Source organism: Providencia sp. PROV200 (assembly GCF_049901995.1).
In the GTDB taxonomy this organism is placed as follows: Bacteria; Pseudomonadota; Gammaproteobacteria; order Enterobacterales; family Enterobacteriaceae; genus Providencia; species Providencia rettgeri_E.
On the sequence record NZ_CP096307.1, the window covers coordinates 1 to 19,529 of the forward strand.

Below are 19,529 nucleotides of genomic sequence, written 5' to 3' on the forward strand. Positions count from 1 at the left end.
TGACTAATTTTGCGGTATGATCGCAGGTCTATTTCTGATCCATCGATCAGCAATATGCAGTAAGTAAGAGTTAATCTAAAACATTTTTGGGCCATTGCAATTAAATGTAAGCCCGAGAAAATTCTTTGTTTACATCCGTACTTCTTGTTCCATTGACCTTGTTTAGGGGAGTCCAACGTGTCACTTTCGCTTTGGCAGCAATGTCTTGCCCGATTGCAGGATGAACTACCTGCCACAGAATTCAGTATGTGGATACGCCCTCTTCAAGCTGAATTAAACGACAATACACTGGCACTTTATGCCCCAAATCGTTTCGTTCTCGACTGGGTTAGAGACAAGTACATCAATAATATCAATGAATTATTGAATGACTTTTGTGGAACTGACGCGCCTGCACTACACTTTGAGGTAGGCAATAAACCGATTACAGTCGCACCGGCAGCAACACAAGCACGTACAGCTCAACAGGTACCTGCGTTTGCCGTTCCGTCAGCCCCAATGAAACCGAGTTGGGACAATTCAGCCAAAGTACAACCCGATGTTGCTTATCGTTCTAATGTAAACCCTAAGCACACTTTTGATAACTTTGTTGAAGGTAAATCGAACCAATTGGCTCGCGCAGCGGCGAGGCAAGTGGCAGAAAATCCAGGCGGTGCCTACAACCCATTATTTCTTTATGGTGGGACTGGTTTAGGTAAAACCCACTTACTACACGCTGTCGGCAATAGTATTATGCAGCATAAAGCCAACGCTCGCGTGGTTTATATGCATTCAGAACGTTTTGTTCAGGATATGGTCAAAGCTCTACAGAACAATGCAATTGAAGAATTTAAACGTTATTACCGTTCTGTTGATGCACTGCTTATTGACGATATCCAGTTTTTTGCTAACAAAGAGCGCTCACAAGAAGAGTTTTTCCATACTTTTAATGCGCTACTTGAAGGTAATCAACAAATTATTTTGACCTCCGACCGTTATCCAAAAGAGATTAACGGTGTGGAGGATCGCTTAAAATCGCGTTTTGGCTGGGGCCTAACCGTTGCAATCGAACCACCAGAGTTAGAGACTCGAGTGGCGATTTTAATGAAAAAAGCAGATGAAAATGAGATCCAACTTCCGGGTGAAGTCGCCTTTTTCATCGCCAAACGCCTTCGCTCGAACGTTCGTGAGTTAGAAGGGGCGCTAAATCGCGTGATTGCCAACGCAAACTTCACTGGCCGAGCGATTACTATCGATTTTGTCAGAGAAGCACTGCGTGACTTATTAGCACTACAAGAAAAGCTGGTAACTATTGATAATATTCAAAAAACAGTTGCTGAATATTATAAAATTAAGGTAGCAGATTTACTGTCTAAACGCCGTTCCCGTTCTGTCGCACGTCCGCGTCAAATGGCAATGGCTCTGGCAAAAGAGCTGACTAATCATAGTTTACCTGAAATCGGGGATGCCTTTGGCGGCCGTGACCATACCACGGTGTTACATGCTTGTCGTAAAATTGAACAATTACGGGAAGAGAGCCATGACATCAAAGAAGATTTTTCTAATTTAATCAGAACATTATCATCTTAATTGCTATGAAATTTACAATAGAACGCGAGCAGTTATTAAAACCGTTACAACAGGTTAGTGGTCCTTTAGGTGGGCGTCCAACTCTGCCTATTTTAGGTAACCTTTTATTACAGGTAAAAGAAGGCACCCTCCAACTCACTGGAACCGACCTTGAAATGGAGATGATGGCCAATGTTGCCCTAACTGGGGAGCATGAAATTGGCGCAACCACCGTGCCCGCACGCAAGTTTTTTGATATCTGGCGTGGGTTACCAGAAGGTTCTGAAATTCATGTAGAGTTGAATGATGACAGACTACTCGTCCGTTCTGGGCGTAGTCGCTTCTCATTATCCACTTTACCCGCAGCTGACTTTCCAAACTTGGATGACTGGCAAAGCGAAGTGGAGTTTTCGCTTCCGCAATCAATACTGAAACGTTTAATTGAAGCGACTCAGTTTTCAATGGCACACCAAGATGTCCGTTATTACCTCAACGGCATGCTATTTGAAACCGAAGACCAAATGCTCAGAACCGTTTCAACCGATGGGCACAGGCTTGCCGTCTGTGCAATGGATATTGGTCAATCGCTACCTTCTCATTCAGTGATAGTGCCTCGTAAAGGGGTAATCGAGCTAATGCGTTTGTTAGATGGTGGTGATACACCTCTACAGCTGCAAATTGGTAGTAATAATATTCGCGCTCACGTTGGGGATTTTATCTTTACCTCTAAATTGGTTGATGGTCGTTTCCCTGATTATCGTCGCGTATTACCCAAAAACCCAGACAAAACCTTAGAAGCTCGCTGTGATTTACTCAAACAAGCTTTTTCTCGCGCCGCTATTTTATCGAATGAGAAATTCCGTGGTGTGCGCTTGTATTTCAGTGAAAACCAATTGCGCATTACGGCCAATAACCCAGAGCAAGAAGAAGCTGAAGAAATTGTTGATGTTAGCTACCAAGGTACTGAGATGGAAATTGGCTTTAACGTCAGCTACATCTTAGATGTCTTAAATGCGCTAAAAAGTGAAAATGTGCAACTTCTGTTAACTGACGCAGTTTCCAGTGTGCAGATTGAAGACGCTGATAGTAAAGCAGCGGTGTATGTTGTCATGCCAATGCGTTTGTAATCGGTATTTATGATCCTTTCGCGTTTATTGATCCGTGATTTTCGAAATATTGAAAGCGCGGATCTCTCCCTTGCTAATGGGTTCAATTTTTTAATTGGCCCCAATGGGAGCGGTAAAACCAGTATACTGGAAGCCATATATACACTCGGTCATGGCCGTGCCTTTCGCAGCATTCAAGCGAACCGAGTTATTCGCCATGAGCAAGAACAATTTATTCTTCATGGTAAACTGAGCCATTTAGATAAACAGCGAAACGACCTTTCATTAGGCTTAAGCAAAAATCGCGAGGGTGACAGTAAAGTCCGAATAGACGGCACTGATGGCCATAAAATTGCAGAGCTAGCAAAATTATTGCCAATGCAACTGATTACCCCAGAAGGGTTTACCTTGCTAAATGGCGGCCCTAAATATCGACGTGCTTTTATTGATTGGGGCTGTTTTCACAATGACCCGCTGTTTTTTTCAGTGTGGTCAGATTTAAAACGGTTATTAAAGCAACGCAATGCCGCTTTGCGACAAGTCACCCGTTATGAGCAAATTCGTCATTGGGACAAACAACTGGCACCGCTTTCCGAACAAATAAGCCAATGGCGTCATGACTATATTGCAGGTATTGCCGAAAATATTGAGCAAACTTGCCAACAATTTTTACCCGAATTTTCACTCTCGGTATCCTTCCAGCGTGGTTGGGATAAAGAAATTGATTATTCAGAACAATTAGAGCGCCAATTTGAGCGTGATAGAGCACTAACCTATACCGCTTCAGGGCCACATAAAGCAGATTTGCGTATTCGAGCAAATGGAACTCCTGTTGAAGATATGCTTTCGCGGGGTCAATTGAAGCTGCTTATGTGTGCATTACGGTTAGCGCAGGGTGAGTTTTTCACCCATCAGAGCGGGCAACAATGCCTGTATCTACTGGATGATTTTGCTTCTGAACTTGATGCCGGCCGTCGCCAATTACTGGCAACCCGTCTCAAAGCTACACAAGCACAAGTGTTTGTCAGTGCCATTACACCTGAGCAAGTTAATGATATGATAGATGCAAATAGCAAGATGTTTCGTGTAGAACATGGCAAAATAGAAGTTCAACCTCAGGAATAGAAAGAGCAGGAAACGTTGATGTCGAATACATATGACTCCTCAAGTATCAAGGTATTAAAAGGACTGGATGCGGTGCGTAAGCGCCCGGGCATGTATATCGGTGATACAGACGATGGAACAGGTCTTCATCACATGGTTTTCGAGGTTGTCGACAACGCCATCGACGAAGCCCTCGCAGGCTTCTGTGATGATATCGTGATCACTATCCATGCCGATAACTCTATCTCCGTACAGGATGATGGACGTGGTATCCCTACAGGTATCCACGAAGAAGAAGGTGTCTCCGCCGCAGAGGTTATCATGACCGTTCTGCACGCAGGGGGTAAATTTGATGACAACTCCTATAAAGTCTCCGGCGGTTTGCACGGTGTTGGGGTTTCCGTTGTTAACGCCTTATCTGAAACACTTGAACTCGTTATTCGTCGTGATGGCAAAGTTCATGAGCAAATCTACAAACACGGTGAGCCTCAAGGGCCTCTGACTGTTGTCGGCGAAACCGACCAAACAGGAACCCGTGTTCGTTTTTGGCCAAGTATGGACACCTTTAAAGGCGTGACTGAGTTTGAATATGACGTCTTAGCAAAACGCTTACGTGAGTTATCATTCCTAAACTCGGGTGTTTCTATCAGGCTCATTGATAAACGTGATGGCAAAGAAGACCATTTCCATTATGAAGGTGGCATCAAAGCCTTTGTTGAGTATTTAAGCCGTAACAAAACCCCTATCCACCCTTCTGTCTTTTATTTTTCCACTGAAAAAGACGGTATTGGCGTTGAAGTCTCAATGCAGTGGAATGATGGTTTCCAAGAAAACGTGTACTGCTTCACCAACAACATTCCTCAGCGCGATGGGGGGACTCACCTCGCTGGTTTCCGTGCAGCAATGACACGTACATTGAATAACTACATGGAAAAAGAAGGCTATCAAAAGAAAAGCAAAGTCAACGCAACAGGTGACGATGCTCGTGAAGGCCTGATTGCGGTTATTTCAGTAAAAGTTCCAGATCCTAAATTCTCATCACAAACCAAAGAAAAATTGGTCTCTTCCGAAGTGAAAACAGCGGTTGAAACAATGATGAATGAGAAATTAGTTGAATATTTACTTGAAAATCCAAACGATGCGAAAATCGTTGTGGGTAAAATCATTGATGCCGCACGCGCACGCGAGGCAGCACGTAAAGCCCGTGAGATGACTCGCCGTAAAGGTGCGTTAGACTTAGCTGGCTTACCGGGTAAATTGGCTGACTGCCAAGAACGCGACCCTGCGCTATCTGAACTGTACCTTGTGGAAGGGGACTCCGCGGGTGGCTCTGCAAAACAGGGTCGTAACCGCAAGAACCAAGCGATTTTGCCACTGAAAGGTAAAATTCTAAACGTCGAAAAAGCGCGTTTTGATAAAATGCTGTCTTCACAAGAAGTGGCAACCCTGATCACAGCATTAGGCTGTGGTATCGGTCGTGATGAATATAACCCAGACAAACTGCGTTATCACAGCATCATTATCATGACGGATGCGGACGTCGATGGTTCGCACATTCGTACACTACTATTGACCTTCTTCTACCGCCAGATGCCTGAAATCGTTGAACGTGGCCATATCTTTATCGCTCAACCACCACTGTATAAAGTGAAACGTGGTAAACAAGAGCAATATATTAAAGATGACGATGCGATGGACGATTACCTGATTTCTATCGCTCTTGATGGCGCGGAATTGCATTTAAGTGCAGAAGCGCCAGCCATGAAAGGTGAAGAACTCGAAAAACTGGTTGTTGAATATAATGCTGCGCACCGTATTATTCGTCGCCTTGAGCGTCTTTATCCTCAAGCCTTACTTAACAGCTTAGTTTATCAGTCAACCCTGACGGAAGATGATTTAAAAATCAGCGAAAAAGTTGAAGAGTGGGCGAAAACGCTGGTTAAACGCTTAGAAGATAACGAACAATTTGGTAGCACTTACAGCTACACCATTAACGAAAACCGTGAGCGTCAATTATTCGAGCCAACTATTCGTATTCGCACCCATGGTGTTGATACCGACTACAACCTCGACTTTGACTTTGTTCATGGCAGTGAGTACCGCCGCATTACGCATTTAGGTGACTTAATCAGTGGCTTAATTGAAGAAGGTGCTTACATCAAGCGTGGTGAACGTCGCCAAGACATCGATAACTTTGAAGAAGCTTTGACTTGGTTAACGCGTGAATCACGTCGCGGCCTATACGTACAGCGCTATAAAGGCCTTGGTGAAATGAACCCAGAACAACTTTGGGAAACCACCATGAACCCTGAGACGCGCCGTATGATGCGTGTAACGGTCAAAGATGCAATTGCAACCGACTTACTATTCACCACATTAATGGGTGATGCTGTTGAGCCGCGCCGTGCATTTATCGAAGAAAATGCCCTAAAAGCAGCGAATATTGATATTTAATTATTCGGCTAACTAAATAATATTTAATAACCCCATACGAAAGTTTGGGGTTATTTTTTTATAAATTTTTTAATCGCTATTATCTTATTTCCACTATTTAATTAAACCAGTAATAAAAGAATAAAAAAACAAAACCCATCAATAGAGAACCACATCATAAAAAACAAAACAATTTAAAATAGAGCTTATTACTTTAATTAATAACGATTTTTTATTTTTAAAACTGTCATAAAAAATAAATATATTATAAATAAACTCCGCCAAATGAAATTTTAACCAATAGCATCGGCGGGATTACAATGAGAAAAACCTGTATATCAGCATCAATAACTTTATTACCATTCATATTCACAAGTACTCTAATAGCAAAAAATCATATTATAGAATTAGAGAAAAATATTATCGATACAAGAAATGTATGGCTTGAAGATATAAAACACAATGTTATTAATAATACCCCTAAAGAAGGCAGCGAAGTTGCTGAGCAAGATAGGCTTATTAGCAATGAATACATCAATATCAAGGGTGAAAGAAAAAATTTAGCACTCGCAGATAAATCCCAAAGCTCAGATTATTTATTTAATAGTTATCAAACGATACTGTTTGGCGAACAGGATATTAATATAAAAGACCATAAACAATATAAAGAAATCCGTTCGTTACATGATACAAGCACTCGTGCCTATGATGAAAAAAAACAACGTACTAGGTCGATTGATTTTATTCTAAAAGACCATTTTAAGCGTGGTCGTCCTTACCAAGTATTGGATGACGAAGGTCATTATATTGCAGGTTATTCACATATACAGGGCTCATCTTACCCTAGCGGCCATACATGGAATGGTTTTAAACAAGCGGCAGTATTGGCGATGATTTTCCCTGAAAAAGGCAGTGAAACGTTCAACCGAGCGATTGAATACGGTGAAAGCCGCGTGATTGTTGGTGCACACTTCGCTACCGATACCATCGCTTCTCGTGTCGGTAATTATTATTTATTATCACAGCTGCTATCCGATGAAAAAAACAGCAAATTCATTGTTGAGTCGGCTAAAAATATTCGTACAGATATTTCATCGTCATGTTCAAATAACAGTCAAAATTGCCTAACCGTATCTAACCCTATAACCAATGACCATATTGGTTACTATGGAAAAAAAGAAACGCAAAAGATATCTATGATCGAGCCTAAAAATATACCTAAAACAGCGGGTTATTTACTTCGATTACGCTTCCCATACTTGAATAAAACACAGTGGAACAATATTTTAGCCAGCACTGCGTATCCAAGCCAATCAATTGCGGGTTGGAATATCAAAGAAAATGATCCAAATAGCTATTGGGGGTTAATTAACTTACCTGCGGCTCATCATGGCCCCTCCTATTTATATGAAAACTTTATCGTCAATCAAGACGTTAATGACTTTGATATTGCCAATTTCGGTAAGCTAGATGAATGGAAAAATAATATTCAAGGTACGGGAAAGTTAACGAAACAAGGCCTAGGGACATTAGTATTATCTGGCAACAATACCTTCGCAGGCTTTACAGTAAACCAAGGCCATTTAGTTTTAACGGGTGAGAATAAATACTCGCAAAAATCCCATATAAATGGCGGAACGGTTACCCTTAAAAAACACTTAGATTCCGCAGTTGATGTCCAGAAAGGAACGTTAGTCTTAGATGACGGAAAAATCGGTGCTTCGGTGAATATTAACCACCACGGTTTACTGACGGGTAATGGGAGCATTCGACAATTAACCGCTAACCAAGGTGCAGTTGTTGCACCCGGTCACTCAATTGGCACAATTAACATCATTGATTCCGTAACTTTTGCCCCCAACAGCCATTATTTGGTTGAAATCAATTCAGCAGGTAAAAATGATAAAGTCATCAGCCAAGGCTCAGCTTTATTAAAGGGTGGTACCGTCAGTGTCACGCTTGAAAATCAAAATAACCCGCTTTCTAAGCAAGATATCAACCAGTTATTTGATACACAATATACGATATTAAGCGCTCAAAAGGGGGTTGATGGCCAATTTGATGCTGTTGTGCCTAATTACCAGTTTATTGGAACGACACTAAATTACACCCCCAAAGAGGTTACACTTAAGGTAGGGCGCAATAACACTGCATTTTCCAGTGCAGCTGCAACGCAAAACCAAACCGCTGTGGCTAACGCTATTGAAACGCTTCCTACGCACCATGCTCTCTATAACCAAACGTTAAAAAGCCAAACAAAACAACAAGCTCAAGCGATATTTCGCAATGTCACCGGGCAAATATACGCGGACCTATTATCCAATCAAATAAATAATAGCCGTCAGATTAAAGAAACAGTACTTGAACAAGCTCGCTTGTCTGGATCATGGGGTAGCGAAAGCAAAGGCAATGTATGGGTCAAAATGCTCTATGATTGGGATAAAACGACTGGCGATAACAATGCCACTGGGTATAAGTCATCAAATTATGGTCTATTGCTTGGGGCAAATCGACGTTTTATTAACGAAAAAATGACATTAGGTATCGCCGCAGGTTTTAGCCAAAGTGACTTATCTAACCACTTTGACCACGCTAACAGTAATAACTACCATGCCGCCATTTATGGTAGCGCTTTATGGCAACCTATCGCGGTTCGTGCAGGGCTCGGTCACACTTCACATCTCATTCATACCGAACGCTCAATCAGTGATGGCACAAGTCACTCAGCGAGCTATTATACCAACACACATCAAGCTTTTATGGAGCTGGCCTATCCAATTAACTCAAATGGGATAAATATTGAGCCATTCACCAATCTCACTTATATCAGCGCAATGAATCATGCTATTAATGAAAACATCAACAACACATCACTACAGGCACGTAAACAGCGCATCAATACGATGTTATCTACCCTTGGGCTACGCCTTGATAACCAATGGAAATTGAGTAAAACATCCAATATCGGTTTACACGGTGAGCTTAACTGGCAATATCAATACGGGAATTTAAATAGAGGACTAAAATTGAATTTTACCGATACCCCGAGCTCATTTACAACGCATAGTGTTCCTGCATCACGCCATGGTGTCGCATTAAAAATCGGTACTGATATCAATATAAAAGAAAATACTAAGCTATCAATTAATTATAATAAATTTTTATCAAAAAATTATCACGATAACAATATTGATGCCAAAATTGCGGTAACTTTCTAACTCAATACTTTACCTCCCCTCGCAACTTGTGGGGGGCAGGTCATGACTAAACCTAACGCTCTTTTACAGTTTTTTACGCCATTATTTTGATTACCTTACCTTTTTTTATGTTATAAACGAACAATGTCTTAAGTTAATTAGATGTTAACTTATTATTTTAAATTGCCTCTATAACCTCAGGTAAGGTCAAAAATACGTAAAATAACACTATGATACGCCAAATTATTATTTCAATTTATGCATTATTGATATCTATCACCCCTGTATTTTTCAGTGGAGATGTTAGCATTATCGCTGATATGGCCATCGTAATTTCAGGAGCACTGATAATACTGTTGTGTGCAGGTATTTATCGTTTTTTGCTTGGCAAAATTTTCACGGTGTTTGTTTCACTCCTGTGGGCTCTCAATTTATCTGTTTCGTTTTTCTTTTATCAAAAGCACGATATCCGCTTTTCTTCTTCGATTGCAGAAACCTTTATCAATACCAATAGCAGTGAAACCGTAGGAATGCTTTCCTATAATATTGGTTATGTTATATTTTATCTGTTTGTTTTTTCAGCTTATTTAGTCTGTATTCATCAATGCGCAAAATATATGAATCGCCGTATAACAACAATAAGTATGGCACTAATTTGTGGCTATCTATTTGCTATTCCAGCCTATTACGCCTCATTACTAAGCAAGCCTGATAGCGCGTTATTGATCACAGAAAAATACTTCTTAAATACCCCTTTCTACAATGCGGCAGCTTTAGTCAAAAATTTATATGAAAACAGAGGCATAAAAAAAATATCATCACAAAAGGTCGCATTTAACTACCAGAAAAAAGCGTCTGAAACTGAAATCTATGTGCTTGTCATTGGTGAGTCATTACGCCGTGACCATATGAGTTCTTATGGCTATCAATATGATACAACGCCCAATTTAAATCAGCGAAAATCACAAATACTGGCGTTTCAACAAGCCTATTCTCCGGCGCCGGTGACTATCTTGTCGGTTCCCATTTCACTGTCCAATATTCGTTTTGAGCAGATGCAGGATAAATCACACTATTCGGACAATATCATTTCATTAGCCAATCATGCGGGCTTTAAAACCTATTGGGTCAGCAACCAGGGAAAAACCAATAAACGTACCAGTGTCATTTCTGCTATTGCTTCTATGTCACAAAAGAAAACGTGGAACGAATTTGTCGGCTACGATGAAGAGCTGCAAGATGACTTCAATAACGCGATCAATGACCCTACTGATAAGAAAAAACTCATTGTGTTACATACTTATGGTAGCCATGAACCTGCTTGTAACCGCTTCCCTGAAACTGAACTAAAAACATTTAGTGGCCAAGAAGATGACGATTGCTACGACAGTTCCGTCGCTTATACCGATAAATTTATCGAAAACCTAATACAACAACTCGAAGGGAAACCTGCGACTTTGATGTACTATTCAGACCATGCGTTGCAACGCTTAGACAGCGATAACAATATTCACTACCACCATGGTGTTAACAACCCAAGAAAAGAAGCCTATGAAATTCCTTTGCTGATTTGGTACAGCGAAAGCGCCAGTAAACCAAACATCAAACCAGTAAACTTGCAGTCACCTTATTCTACAGCGAATAATTATTGGCTAATCAGTGATTGGCTTAATATACAACAAGGTTCACAACAAGCTTGCTTATCACCTTTACGTGAGTGTTATCAACCCAATAAAAATATTCAGGTCATTGATGGCAATCGAAATATTTTATCCATTAGCCAATTACCTTCTGAAACGATAGACCCACAATAAAACTCGATATTTTGGCAATATTTGCTCATAGTTAACAAATATGAATCCAATACACTTATCGAGTCGAGGCCTGAATGTTCGATTTAGTTTTTTTACGTGAGTTACTAGTGTCTAGTGTCCACGTGCTTCAATTACTGTTAGAAGCTATTTCAGTTATCTGCGTAGTGATTGGGTTAATCAAGACCCTGATCGTGTGGATGAGAACCCAAAAAACACGAATGGCTCGCTATTGTTTTGGTGATTGGCTAGCCACTGCGTTAGAGTTCCAATTAGCCGCTGATATCTTAGCCACAACCGTTGACCCAGATTTAGATAGCCTCATTAAACTCGGTATTATTGCTGTGATCCGAACGTTCTTGAACTATTTCTTAGCAAAAGAGTTAGAACACCAGCCGCCGCAGAATGAACCGGCTCGTCACTAATTTAGGTACAAAAAAACCTGCATATTAAATTATGCAGGCTTATCGAATACGACTTATTGCGGTGCCGCGCTTATAATAAAATTCTTAACATACGACGAAGAGGCTCAGCGGCGCCCCACAGCAATTGGTCACCAACCGTAAAGGCGGATAAGTATTCAGGGCCCATATTCAGTTTACGCAAGCGACCAACAGGGGTGCTAAGCGTGCCAGTGACAGCCGCTGGAGTTAACTCACGCATAGTGATTTCGCGGTCATTAGGAACCACTTTCACCCAATCATTATGTGAGGCAAGCAATTGCTCAACTTCATTCAACGGAATATCTTTTTTCAGTTTCAATGTGAAAGCTTGGCTATGGCAGCGCAGCGCACCCACACGGACACACAGCCCATCAACTGGAATAATATTACTGCCCGTTTCCAAAATTTTGTTGGTTTCTGCTTGGCCCTTCCACTCTTCGCGGCTTTGGCCATTTTCTAACGCTTTATCAATCCATGGGATCAGGCTACCCGCTAATGGTACGCCGAATGCATCCGTTGGCATTGTGCCACTGCGAGTGAAATCTGTGACTTTTTTCTCGATATCTAAAATAGCGGAGGCCGGGTCTTGGAGTTCTTTAGCCACTTGCGTGTGCAAAGACCCCATTTGTGCCAGAAGCTCGCGCATATTGCGTGCCCCAGCCCCTGAAGCAGCTTGATACGTTGCCACAGATGCCCATTCCACTAAATTATTAGTGAACAACCCACCTAAAGACATTAACATTAAACTTACCGTACAATTCCCACCGACAAAGGTCTTAATGCCTTTATTTAAGCCGTCTTGGATATGTTGGTTATTCACGGGATCAAGAATAATAATCGCATCATCTTTCATGCGTAATGAAGACGCAGCATCAATCCAGTAACCATTCCAGCCAGACTCACGCAGTTTAGGATAAACTTCATTCGTGTAGTCGCCGCCTTGGCAGCTAATAATAATATCCAATGCTTTTAGTGCATCGATATCAAAAGCATCCTGTAAAACGCTACGATGGCCACCATAAACTGGCGCTTCTGCACCCTGTTGTGATGTGGTAAAGAAAACAGGACGGATCGCATCAAAATCACGTTCTTCAACCATTCTCTGCATCAATACTGAGCCGACCATTCCACGCCAGCCAACAAACCCTACATTTTTCATTTTTTACTCACCCTGTTCGTTTGAATTTTAACCAAAAAATTTCTAGTTTCGACCCCTCAAAGTAAATACCGTCATTGTTGTCATTCATTCAGTATCCACAAAAATTGAAGCTAGAAATTTTTCGGATGTATTAAACCTGACAAAATATGCATCTATGTGCAAGTGAATTTCATCACTAATAATAAGAAGATTAGTAATCATGCTAATGATCGAGGGAATCAGTGGACAAAAAAAACAAATAAAAAAAGCCACGGCAGAGAGCAATAATCTGCAATGGCTAAGCAAATAAAATATAAAGCGATACAGGAAATTTTATAATTATATTTAAATTCAATAGTTAACGTTTTTTCTTACAGCCTTGCACTGCTTTAAAACGCGGGTTTGTTTTGCATATCACATACACCCGGCCGCGGCGGCGAACAATTTGGCAATCTGGATGACGGGTTTTTGCCGTTTTTAATGAACTCAGTACTTTCATCTTTATTTACCCTCTGACTGTAAAAAACGACCAAAACGCTTTTGAAACTGTGCCGTTTTACCTTCCTGTGAAATCATTTTTTGTTTACCGGTATAAAACGGATGCGACTGAGAAGAGACATCAAGCGTGACATACGGAAATATTTCACCCTCATACTCGATTGTTTTTTCGGTTTTTATTGTTGACCCTACTTTAAAATAGGCATCTGCACTTGTGTCATGGAAAACCACGGTACGATATTGTGGATGGATCCCCTGTTTCATAATAACCACCTAAATGTAATGTTATAATATAACAATACATTTTTTTAAAAAGCGATGCAATAACTTTGTCGATAATAATAACAACTAGCAATCAACTAATTGTTTTATATAGCTTAATATCTTAATTGTTAGTCATGTCATTATAGATAAACAATCTTTATTTGATACTGTGTTTGTCTGTTGATTGATAGTTTTATCGAGAAGTATCCCAATCAATAAGGACTCCTTATGACATCAATATACAACAAAATTAAGTGTGCAATTACACACAGACCTAATTCAACAGTACCCGATACCACCAATCTAGCATTGAAAAATATAGTATCGATTAAGAATCAATCGCCACAAAGTACATCCAATAATATCGGCAACTACATTTCTGTAGGACTTAATGACGGCAAAACCAAAGGGCAGGCTTCATTTCATAACATGAAAGAACTCTCCGGCGATGATGTAGATGGCTCTCTTTTGGGCAGACATACAGAAAAAAGAATTCCTGGAAAGCCATTTCAATTAGCTATTGCTTATTCAAATAAATTTAATATAGAGAAAAAAGAAGCAATAACCTGTTTTGATAGCGTCACGGTTATTGGTGACAGCTTATCTGACTCTGAAGGAAGGATGTATAAAAAGTCGGGTGGATTACTCACTAATGCTAACCAATACCATGATGGGCGGTTCACTAATGGTTTCACATGGCCTGAGTTTCTCACCATGCCAAATACGATGAAAAGCCATTCAAGTAAAGGTAAAGTTACACTCACAAATAAGTCTGAAGGTGGTTCAGCTTGCGTACCTTATTTTAAATCCACACTTCACCCTCAATTTGCCATACTTTCAAATATCGAAAAACAAACAAAACACCTTAAGTTTGATGAAAAAAGTTTAGGTATTATTTTTCTTGGTGCCAATGACTATATGACCTATTCGAAAGAAAATGTCGATGTCGTTATCTCTAGTCAAGAAAAAACAATCAAAAAAATGATCAAAAATGGTGCGAGAAATATCCTCGTGATGGGACTCCCTGATCTATCCCAAACCCCTGCAATAAAAACCTGCTCACCGAAAAAACAACGAAAAATACAAAATCTCAGCATAGAGCATAACAATAAGCTTCAGACCCTAGTTAATCTCTTAAAATTAAACAAAAACATTAACATTAATTACTTCAATGTTAATGACGTAATGAAAAATATAACTAATATTGTTGACGATATAAATAAAAACTCTCTGGGAGCATATAATAAAGAAAAAGCTTTTACTAATGGTTATATTCTCCGCGATAATTCTAAACCATTAGAAATTGACCCCCATTATATTTTTATCGATGATGTTCACCCTACTCAGGAAGTCCATAACATTCTTGCGATGGAATTGCATAACTTTATCTTAAAAAAGTATCAATCACTAAAAAACCAAAAATAACGCGTTATATATCAATCAAAGCTAGTAGGTACCTCCTAACTTTGATTGATAAAACGAGATAAAAGTGTGATTTTTTCACTTTGTTTTATCCGATGAAAATCAATACCTAGTTTGACTAGCCCCAAATATTGTATGTTTGTCAGCAAACTAAGGCTAACTTCATGTAAATATAAAAATAAATATTAAATCAATAATTCTTTCATCAAATAACTTTTGTATAATCAGGCTAATTAGTACTTTCATTTATTATTTATCATATAGATACATGATACATAAATAACTAAAGGATGATGAAAATGTATTACGGCTTTGACATGGGCGGGACAAAAATTGAACTTGCCGTCTTTGACAACGAATTAAATCAGGTCTGGCAAAAACGCGTTCCTACACCTAAAGATGATTACCAGACACTCTTAAATACGTTTCTCGAACTCACTCAAGAAGCAGATAAAAAATTTAACTGCCAAGGAAAAGTCGGTGTTGGCGTCCCTGGTATCGTAAACCATGCGGAAGGAACCGTATTTACAACCAATGTCCCTACTGCACAATACAAACCTTTAGTTCATGATCTTGCTAATATATTACAACGTCCAGTAAAAGTGGAAAATGACGCCAATTGTTTTGCATTATCAGAAGCTTGGGACCCTAATTTCAAGCGCTTCCCTACTGTTCTTGGCTTAATTTTAGGGACTGGTGTGGGCGGTGGGTTTATTATAAATGGCAAAGTTTTATCCGGTAAAAATGGAATTGCAGGGGAAATAGGTCACATGAATCTCAGCGTTCGTGGAGCCAAGCTATTAGGGGAAAAAGTCCCTGAAATAACTTGTGGCTGTGGCCAAACAGCTTGCTTTGAAACCTATCTATCCGGTCCGGGCTTTGAGCGTATTTATTCCTCATTCACCAATGAAAAACGTTCGGCTATCGAAATTATTGAGCTATATAAGCAAGGTAATATTCAAGCAAAAGAACATGTTAACCGTTATATGTCATTACTTGCGATGTTTATGGGGCAAATCGTCACTGTTTTTGACCCTGATTTAGTGGTGATTGGCGGAGGCTTATCACAGTTTGAAGAGATCTATAAACAACTACCAGAAGTGCTTCCACAATACCTATATGGCATAGCAACATTACCTGCAATCGAAAAAGCGCGTTATGGTGACTCTGGTGGCGCACGAGGTGCGGCATTCCTGAACTTGATAGACTAATCTTACTTTTTTGCGCTTCATAGATAATTTAAATAATGAAGCGCAAATTTATCACCCTAATCATCCCTATTCTCCCCATTTTGTACTTTAAACACCTGTTCTTTGTTTGAGAATGATTATCATCAACTTAATTTTTAATGGTAAAATCCTATCTCATTGATGCCTTGCTGTTATCAATAAAACTTTAGGAATAACTTCACCAAATAAGGCTGGATAAATAACCAGCATTATAAGAAACTCAAAAAAATAAAAAGTGCTTATAGACTAGTCTGATACTGCTATTAATTAAAAAATATATTATTAAGCTAAATAATTTTATGGTGATAAATTAAACAAACGTTCCTTTTCACATAAGCTCAATAATGCATTAATAATAAAGAGAAAACCCTATGAGTTTGTTTTTCCATAACAGTTTGATGTTCCCGACAATTATCTTTAGTGGTTTGCTAATCATTGTTCTATTTTATTGGTTATGTGCCGCTTTTGGATTATTGGATATCGACATCTTTAATCTTGATACCGAATTTGACGCCGGTATTGATGCAACGGGTTTCGCAGGCTGGTTAACCAAACTTGGCTTAGCAGGGATCCCGGTCACAATTATTGTCACGTTATTTACTCTTTTTGGCTGGATAATCAGTTATTTCAGCGTACATATCTTTATTCGCTTCATTGATACTGATTTATTACGTTATCTCGTCAGCTTCGCCGTTTTTGCGATCACCCTATTTATCTCTCTTCATTTAACCGCTTTGTGCTTAAAACCTGTGCGCAAAAAATTGGTGAATCTCAATAAACCTAAAACAGTACAACAGCTTATCGGTAAATACGCCACAGTACGTTCAGGAACGGTAAATGAACAAAATGGCGAGGCACTATTAGAAGATGGCGGGGCTGGGTTAATTTTACAAATACGCGCCCCATCCTCCGAGCAGTTAAAACGCGGTGATCGTGTTGTCATCATTAGCTATGACGCATCATCGCACAGTTACCAAGTTGTCAGTGAAAATGAGTTTCGCCACGGATAACTTCACTTTTAAAAAATAAATATCTTGCTTGCATAATCGAAATGACGTCATCGTCAGAACCAATGGAGAATTAATATGGATTTGGCTGCACTAATGCCCTTTTTAACCATTATCGGGGGGATCATCCTAGTTATTCTAGGCTTCTTTGGATTATTCAAAGCCTTCTATATCAAAGTTCCACAAGGTACTGCTTTGATTGTCAATGACATGTCGTCACAGCCTAAAGTACATTTTACTGGGGCATTAGTTTACCCTGTCATCTATAAAAAAGAATTCATGCGCATTTCATTGCTGACCTTGGAAGTTGACCGCCGAGGCAAAGACGGGCTGATTTGTCATGATAACTTACGTGCTGATATCACTGTTGCGTTCTATTTGCGCGTAAATGAAACGACAGAAGATGTACTGAAAGTGGCTAAAGCTATCGGTGTTGACCGTGCATCAGACCATCAAGCAGTCAGTACGTTATTTAGCGCTAAATTCTCTGAAGCGTTAAAAACAGTGGGTAAGCAACTGGATTTAGCCACTTTATTTGAAAACCGACAAGACTTTCGTGACCGCATTGTTGATGTGATAGGAAAAGACCTTAACGGCTACGCACTTGAAGATGTGGCGATTGATTACCTAGAACAAACACCAAAATCAGCCTTAGATCCAAACAATATCTTTGACTCCGAAGGTATTCGTAAAATTACTGAAATCACCGCGATCCACAATATTGAAACCAACCAAAAAGAGCGTGACCAAGAGCTCGCAATTCAAAAGAAAAATGTTGAAACTCGCGAAGCAAGTTTGGCTTTAGAGCGCCAACAAGCCGATGCCGAAGCACGCCAAAAGCGTGAAATTGATAATATTCGCGCCCGTGAACAAGCTGAAACCTTACGTGTTCAAGAGGAAGAGCGCCTTAAAGCAGAGCAAGCACGTATTCAAACCCAGCAAGAAATTGAAATCCGCGAAGAAAATCGCATGCGAGAAGTTGAAGTCGCACAACAAAACCGTACTCGAGCTGTAGCTATCGAAGAAGAACGAGTGAGCCGCGCACGTGAACTTGAGATTGTTGCCCGAGAAAGAGAAGTTGAGTTACAACGTATAGAAAAAGAAAAAGCACTCGAAGAAGAACGCAAAAATATCTCCAATGTTATACGTGAGCGTGTCGCCGTTGAAAAAACCGTGGCACAAGAAGAAGAGCGCATCAAAGAAGTTCGTGAAGTCTCTGAAGCTGAACGCATGCGCCAAGTCACCGTGATTAATGCACAGGCAGAAGCAGAAGAGTCACTCGTTCGCCAAGTGAAAAAAGCCGAAGCTGATGAAGCCAGTGCTAAACACCGTGCAGAAGAAATAAGCACCATGGCACAAGCAGAACTCGAAGCATCTGCAAAGCAAGCTGAAGCCAAAAAACGCTTAGCTGAAGGGGTTGAGGCCGAACACGCGGCATTAGGTTTAGCAGAAGCTCGAGTTCGCCAAGCAACTGCAGAGGCAGAAGAAAAAGAAGGGCTTGTTCTTGCCAATATTACGGCTGAAAAACTGTTAGCAGAAGCACGTGGGCTGAAAGAAAAAGGCTTAACGGAAGCTCAGGTTATGGAAGCTAAAGCTAAAGCAGAGCAACAACAAGGGTTTGCTGAAGCAAAAATCCTTGAAGAGAAATTAGCAGCCCAAGCTCGTGGTGAAGAACAACAAGCAAATGCTAAAGAAAAACTAGGCTTAGCTGACGCGAAAGTACTGGAAGAAAAACTGGCAGCACAAGCTCGAGGGGAAGGACAATTAGGTTCAGCGCAAGCCGAAGTTATCCGCCAACGCTTGAAAGCTGAAGCCGATGGTTTAACCGACAAATTTAAATCAATGGATCACCTCAGCGATACCGCACGTTCACATGAAGAGTTCCGTATGCGCCTTGAGAAAGAGTTCGAACAATCCATGGCCTCTATCGACGCAAATAAAGAAATTGCCCGCGAGCAAGCTGATGTACTGGCTGCAGCACTTAGCAAAACCAATATTGAAATTGTGGGCGGCGACGGCAGCTTCTTCAATACCTTCTCTAAAGCACTAAGCCTCGGTAAAGCGGTTGATGGCTTTATGGATAAAAGCAGTTTTGCAAAAGAAAATGTCGAAAAGCTCATTAATCGAAGCAAAGAAGACAAGAAAATTGATATTGCAGCATTACTGAAAAACCCAGAAGTTCAAGACCTTATAAACGGTTTTATGGCAACTAAAGGCACTAACCAGCCAGCCAAAACAGTCTTGTCAAAACCGATTCCACCAACGGATGACCAGCTGTAAACCTTTAGCACATTGGGGTAGTGAACCTGCCCCCTATTATTTTCCATTA

The 19,529-nt window shown here is 40.3% G+C and carries 14 protein-coding genes; 11 read left to right on the top strand and 3 right to left on the bottom strand.

The genetic code is table 11. From position 1 onward, the window contains the following. The first annotated feature begins 177 nt into the window (after positions 1 to 177). The 7 genes from dnaA (at position 178) to M1E86_RS00035 (ending at position 11,624) form a co-directional block, all read left to right on the top strand. The gene (dnaA, locus tag M1E86_RS00005; RefSeq protein WP_125893782.1) at positions 178 to 1,569 is read left to right on the top strand and encodes a chromosomal replication initiator protein DnaA; all 1,392 of its coding nucleotides are present in this window, start codon (positions 178 to 180) and stop codon (positions 1,567 to 1,569) included. 5 nt (positions 1,570 to 1,574) lie between these two features. Continuing rightward, positions 1,575 to 2,675 (top strand): DNA polymerase III subunit beta, encoded by a 1,101-nt coding sequence (gene dnaN, locus M1E86_RS00010; protein WP_004906243.1) that lies wholly within the window; start codon positions 1,575 to 1,577, stop codon positions 2,673 to 2,675. A gap of 9 nt (positions 2,676 to 2,684) precedes the next feature. Beyond that, the gene (recF, locus tag M1E86_RS00015; RefSeq protein WP_125893784.1) at positions 2,685 to 3,779 is read left to right on the top strand and encodes a DNA replication/repair protein RecF; all 1,095 of its coding nucleotides are present in this window, start codon (positions 2,685 to 2,687) and stop codon (positions 3,777 to 3,779) included. 18 nt (positions 3,780 to 3,797) lie between these two features. Further along, complete coding sequence (gyrB, locus tag M1E86_RS00020; RefSeq protein ID WP_213913822.1) at positions 3,798 to 6,212, top strand: DNA topoisomerase (ATP-hydrolyzing) subunit B; 2,415 nt, start codon at positions 3,798 to 3,800, stop codon at positions 6,210 to 6,212. Between the two features lie 299 nt (positions 6,213 to 6,511). Next, the gene (locus M1E86_RS00025; protein ID WP_333987658.1) at positions 6,512 to 9,409 is read left to right on the top strand and encodes an autotransporter domain-containing protein; all 2,898 of its coding nucleotides are present in this window, start codon (positions 6,512 to 6,514) and stop codon (positions 9,407 to 9,409) included. 209 nt (positions 9,410 to 9,618) lie between these two features. Beyond that, complete coding sequence (locus tag M1E86_RS00030) at positions 9,619 to 11,202, top strand: phosphoethanolamine transferase (protein WP_213913824.1); 1,584 nt, start codon at positions 9,619 to 9,621, stop codon at positions 11,200 to 11,202. Positions 11,203 to 11,276: 74 nt separating this feature from the next. Continuing rightward, positions 11,277 to 11,624, top strand: a complete 348-nt coding sequence (locus M1E86_RS00035) for a DUF1622 domain-containing protein (protein WP_125893791.1) — start codon at positions 11,277 to 11,279, stop codon at positions 11,622 to 11,624. A gap of 70 nt (positions 11,625 to 11,694) precedes the next feature. Here the strand turns inward: M1E86_RS00035 and asd are convergent, their stop codons facing one another. From asd to M1E86_RS00050, 3 genes are all read right to left on the bottom strand, one after another. After that, positions 11,695 to 12,801, bottom strand: a complete 1,107-nt coding sequence (asd, locus tag M1E86_RS00040; protein ID WP_213913826.1) for an aspartate-semialdehyde dehydrogenase — start codon at positions 12,799 to 12,801, stop codon at positions 11,695 to 11,697. A gap of 337 nt (positions 12,802 to 13,138) precedes the next feature. Then, a complete protein-coding gene (ykgO, locus tag M1E86_RS00045) occupies positions 13,139 to 13,279 on the bottom strand; it encodes a type B 50S ribosomal protein L36 (protein WP_004906260.1) in 141 nt (46 codons plus the stop codon). A 2-nt stretch (positions 13,280 to 13,281) separates the two neighbouring features. Continuing rightward, positions 13,282 to 13,542, bottom strand: coding sequence for a type B 50S ribosomal protein L31 (locus M1E86_RS00050; protein ID WP_004906261.1), 261 nt, complete (start codon positions 13,540 to 13,542; stop codon positions 13,282 to 13,284). Positions 13,543 to 13,770: 228 nt separating this feature from the next. On the opposite strand from M1E86_RS00050, the gene M1E86_RS00055 reads away from it, so the two are divergent. The 4 genes from M1E86_RS00055 (at position 13,771) to M1E86_RS00070 (ending at position 19,480) form a co-directional block, all read left to right on the top strand. Further along, positions 13,771 to 14,967, top strand: coding sequence for an SGNH/GDSL hydrolase family protein (locus M1E86_RS00055; protein ID WP_213913828.1), 1,197 nt, complete (start codon positions 13,771 to 13,773; stop codon positions 14,965 to 14,967). A 296-nt stretch (positions 14,968 to 15,263) separates the two neighbouring features. Next, on the top strand, positions 15,264 to 16,175 hold the full coding sequence (gene nagK, locus M1E86_RS00060) for an N-acetylglucosamine kinase (protein WP_125893863.1): 912 nt from the start codon (positions 15,264 to 15,266) through the stop codon (positions 16,173 to 16,175). 389 nt (positions 16,176 to 16,564) lie between these two features. Next, on the top strand, positions 16,565 to 17,203 hold the full coding sequence (locus M1E86_RS00065; protein WP_213913830.1) for an OB-fold-containig protein: 639 nt from the start codon (positions 16,565 to 16,567) through the stop codon (positions 17,201 to 17,203). Between the two features lie 75 nt (positions 17,204 to 17,278). Further along, positions 17,279 to 19,480 (top strand): flotillin family protein, encoded by a 2,202-nt coding sequence (locus M1E86_RS00070; RefSeq protein ID WP_125893799.1) that lies wholly within the window; start codon positions 17,279 to 17,281, stop codon positions 19,478 to 19,480. Positions 19,481 to 19,529 lie beyond the last annotated feature (49 nt).

Bases quoted from the DNA above. Each gene is read 5' to 3' on its own strand.
- ykgO (WP_004906260.1), bottom strand. From the start codon at position 13,279: ATGAAAGTACTGAGTTCATTAAAAACGGCAAAAACCCGTCATCCAGAT.
- M1E86_RS00030 (WP_213913824.1), top strand. From the start codon at position 9,619: ATGATACGCCAAATTATTATTTCAATTTATGCATTATTGATATCTATC.
- dnaN (WP_004906243.1), top strand. From the start codon at position 1,575: ATGAAATTTACAATAGAACGCGAGCAGTTATTAAAACCGTTACAACAG.
- M1E86_RS00055 (WP_213913828.1), top strand. From the start codon at position 13,771: ATGACATCAATATACAACAAAATTAAGTGTGCAATTACACACAGACCT.
- M1E86_RS00065 (WP_213913830.1), top strand. From the start codon at position 16,565: ATGAGTTTGTTTTTCCATAACAGTTTGATGTTCCCGACAATTATCTTT.
- M1E86_RS00025 (WP_333987658.1), top strand. From the start codon at position 6,512: ATGAGAAAAACCTGTATATCAGCATCAATAACTTTATTACCATTCATA.
- M1E86_RS00070 (WP_125893799.1), top strand. From the start codon at position 17,279: ATGGATTTGGCTGCACTAATGCCCTTTTTAACCATTATCGGGGGGATC.
- nagK (WP_125893863.1), top strand. From the start codon at position 15,264: ATGTATTACGGCTTTGACATGGGCGGGACAAAAATTGAACTTGCCGTC.
- M1E86_RS00050 (WP_004906261.1), bottom strand. From the start codon at position 13,542: ATGAAACAGGGGATCCATCCACAATATCGTACCGTGGTTTTCCATGAC.
- gyrB (WP_213913822.1), top strand. From the start codon at position 3,798: ATGTCGAATACATATGACTCCTCAAGTATCAAGGTATTAAAAGGACTG.
- recF (WP_125893784.1), top strand. From the start codon at position 2,685: ATGATCCTTTCGCGTTTATTGATCCGTGATTTTCGAAATATTGAAAGC.
- asd (WP_213913826.1), bottom strand. From the start codon at position 12,801: ATGAAAAATGTAGGGTTTGTTGGCTGGCGTGGAATGGTCGGCTCAGTA.
- M1E86_RS00035 (WP_125893791.1), top strand. From the start codon at position 11,277: ATGTTCGATTTAGTTTTTTTACGTGAGTTACTAGTGTCTAGTGTCCAC.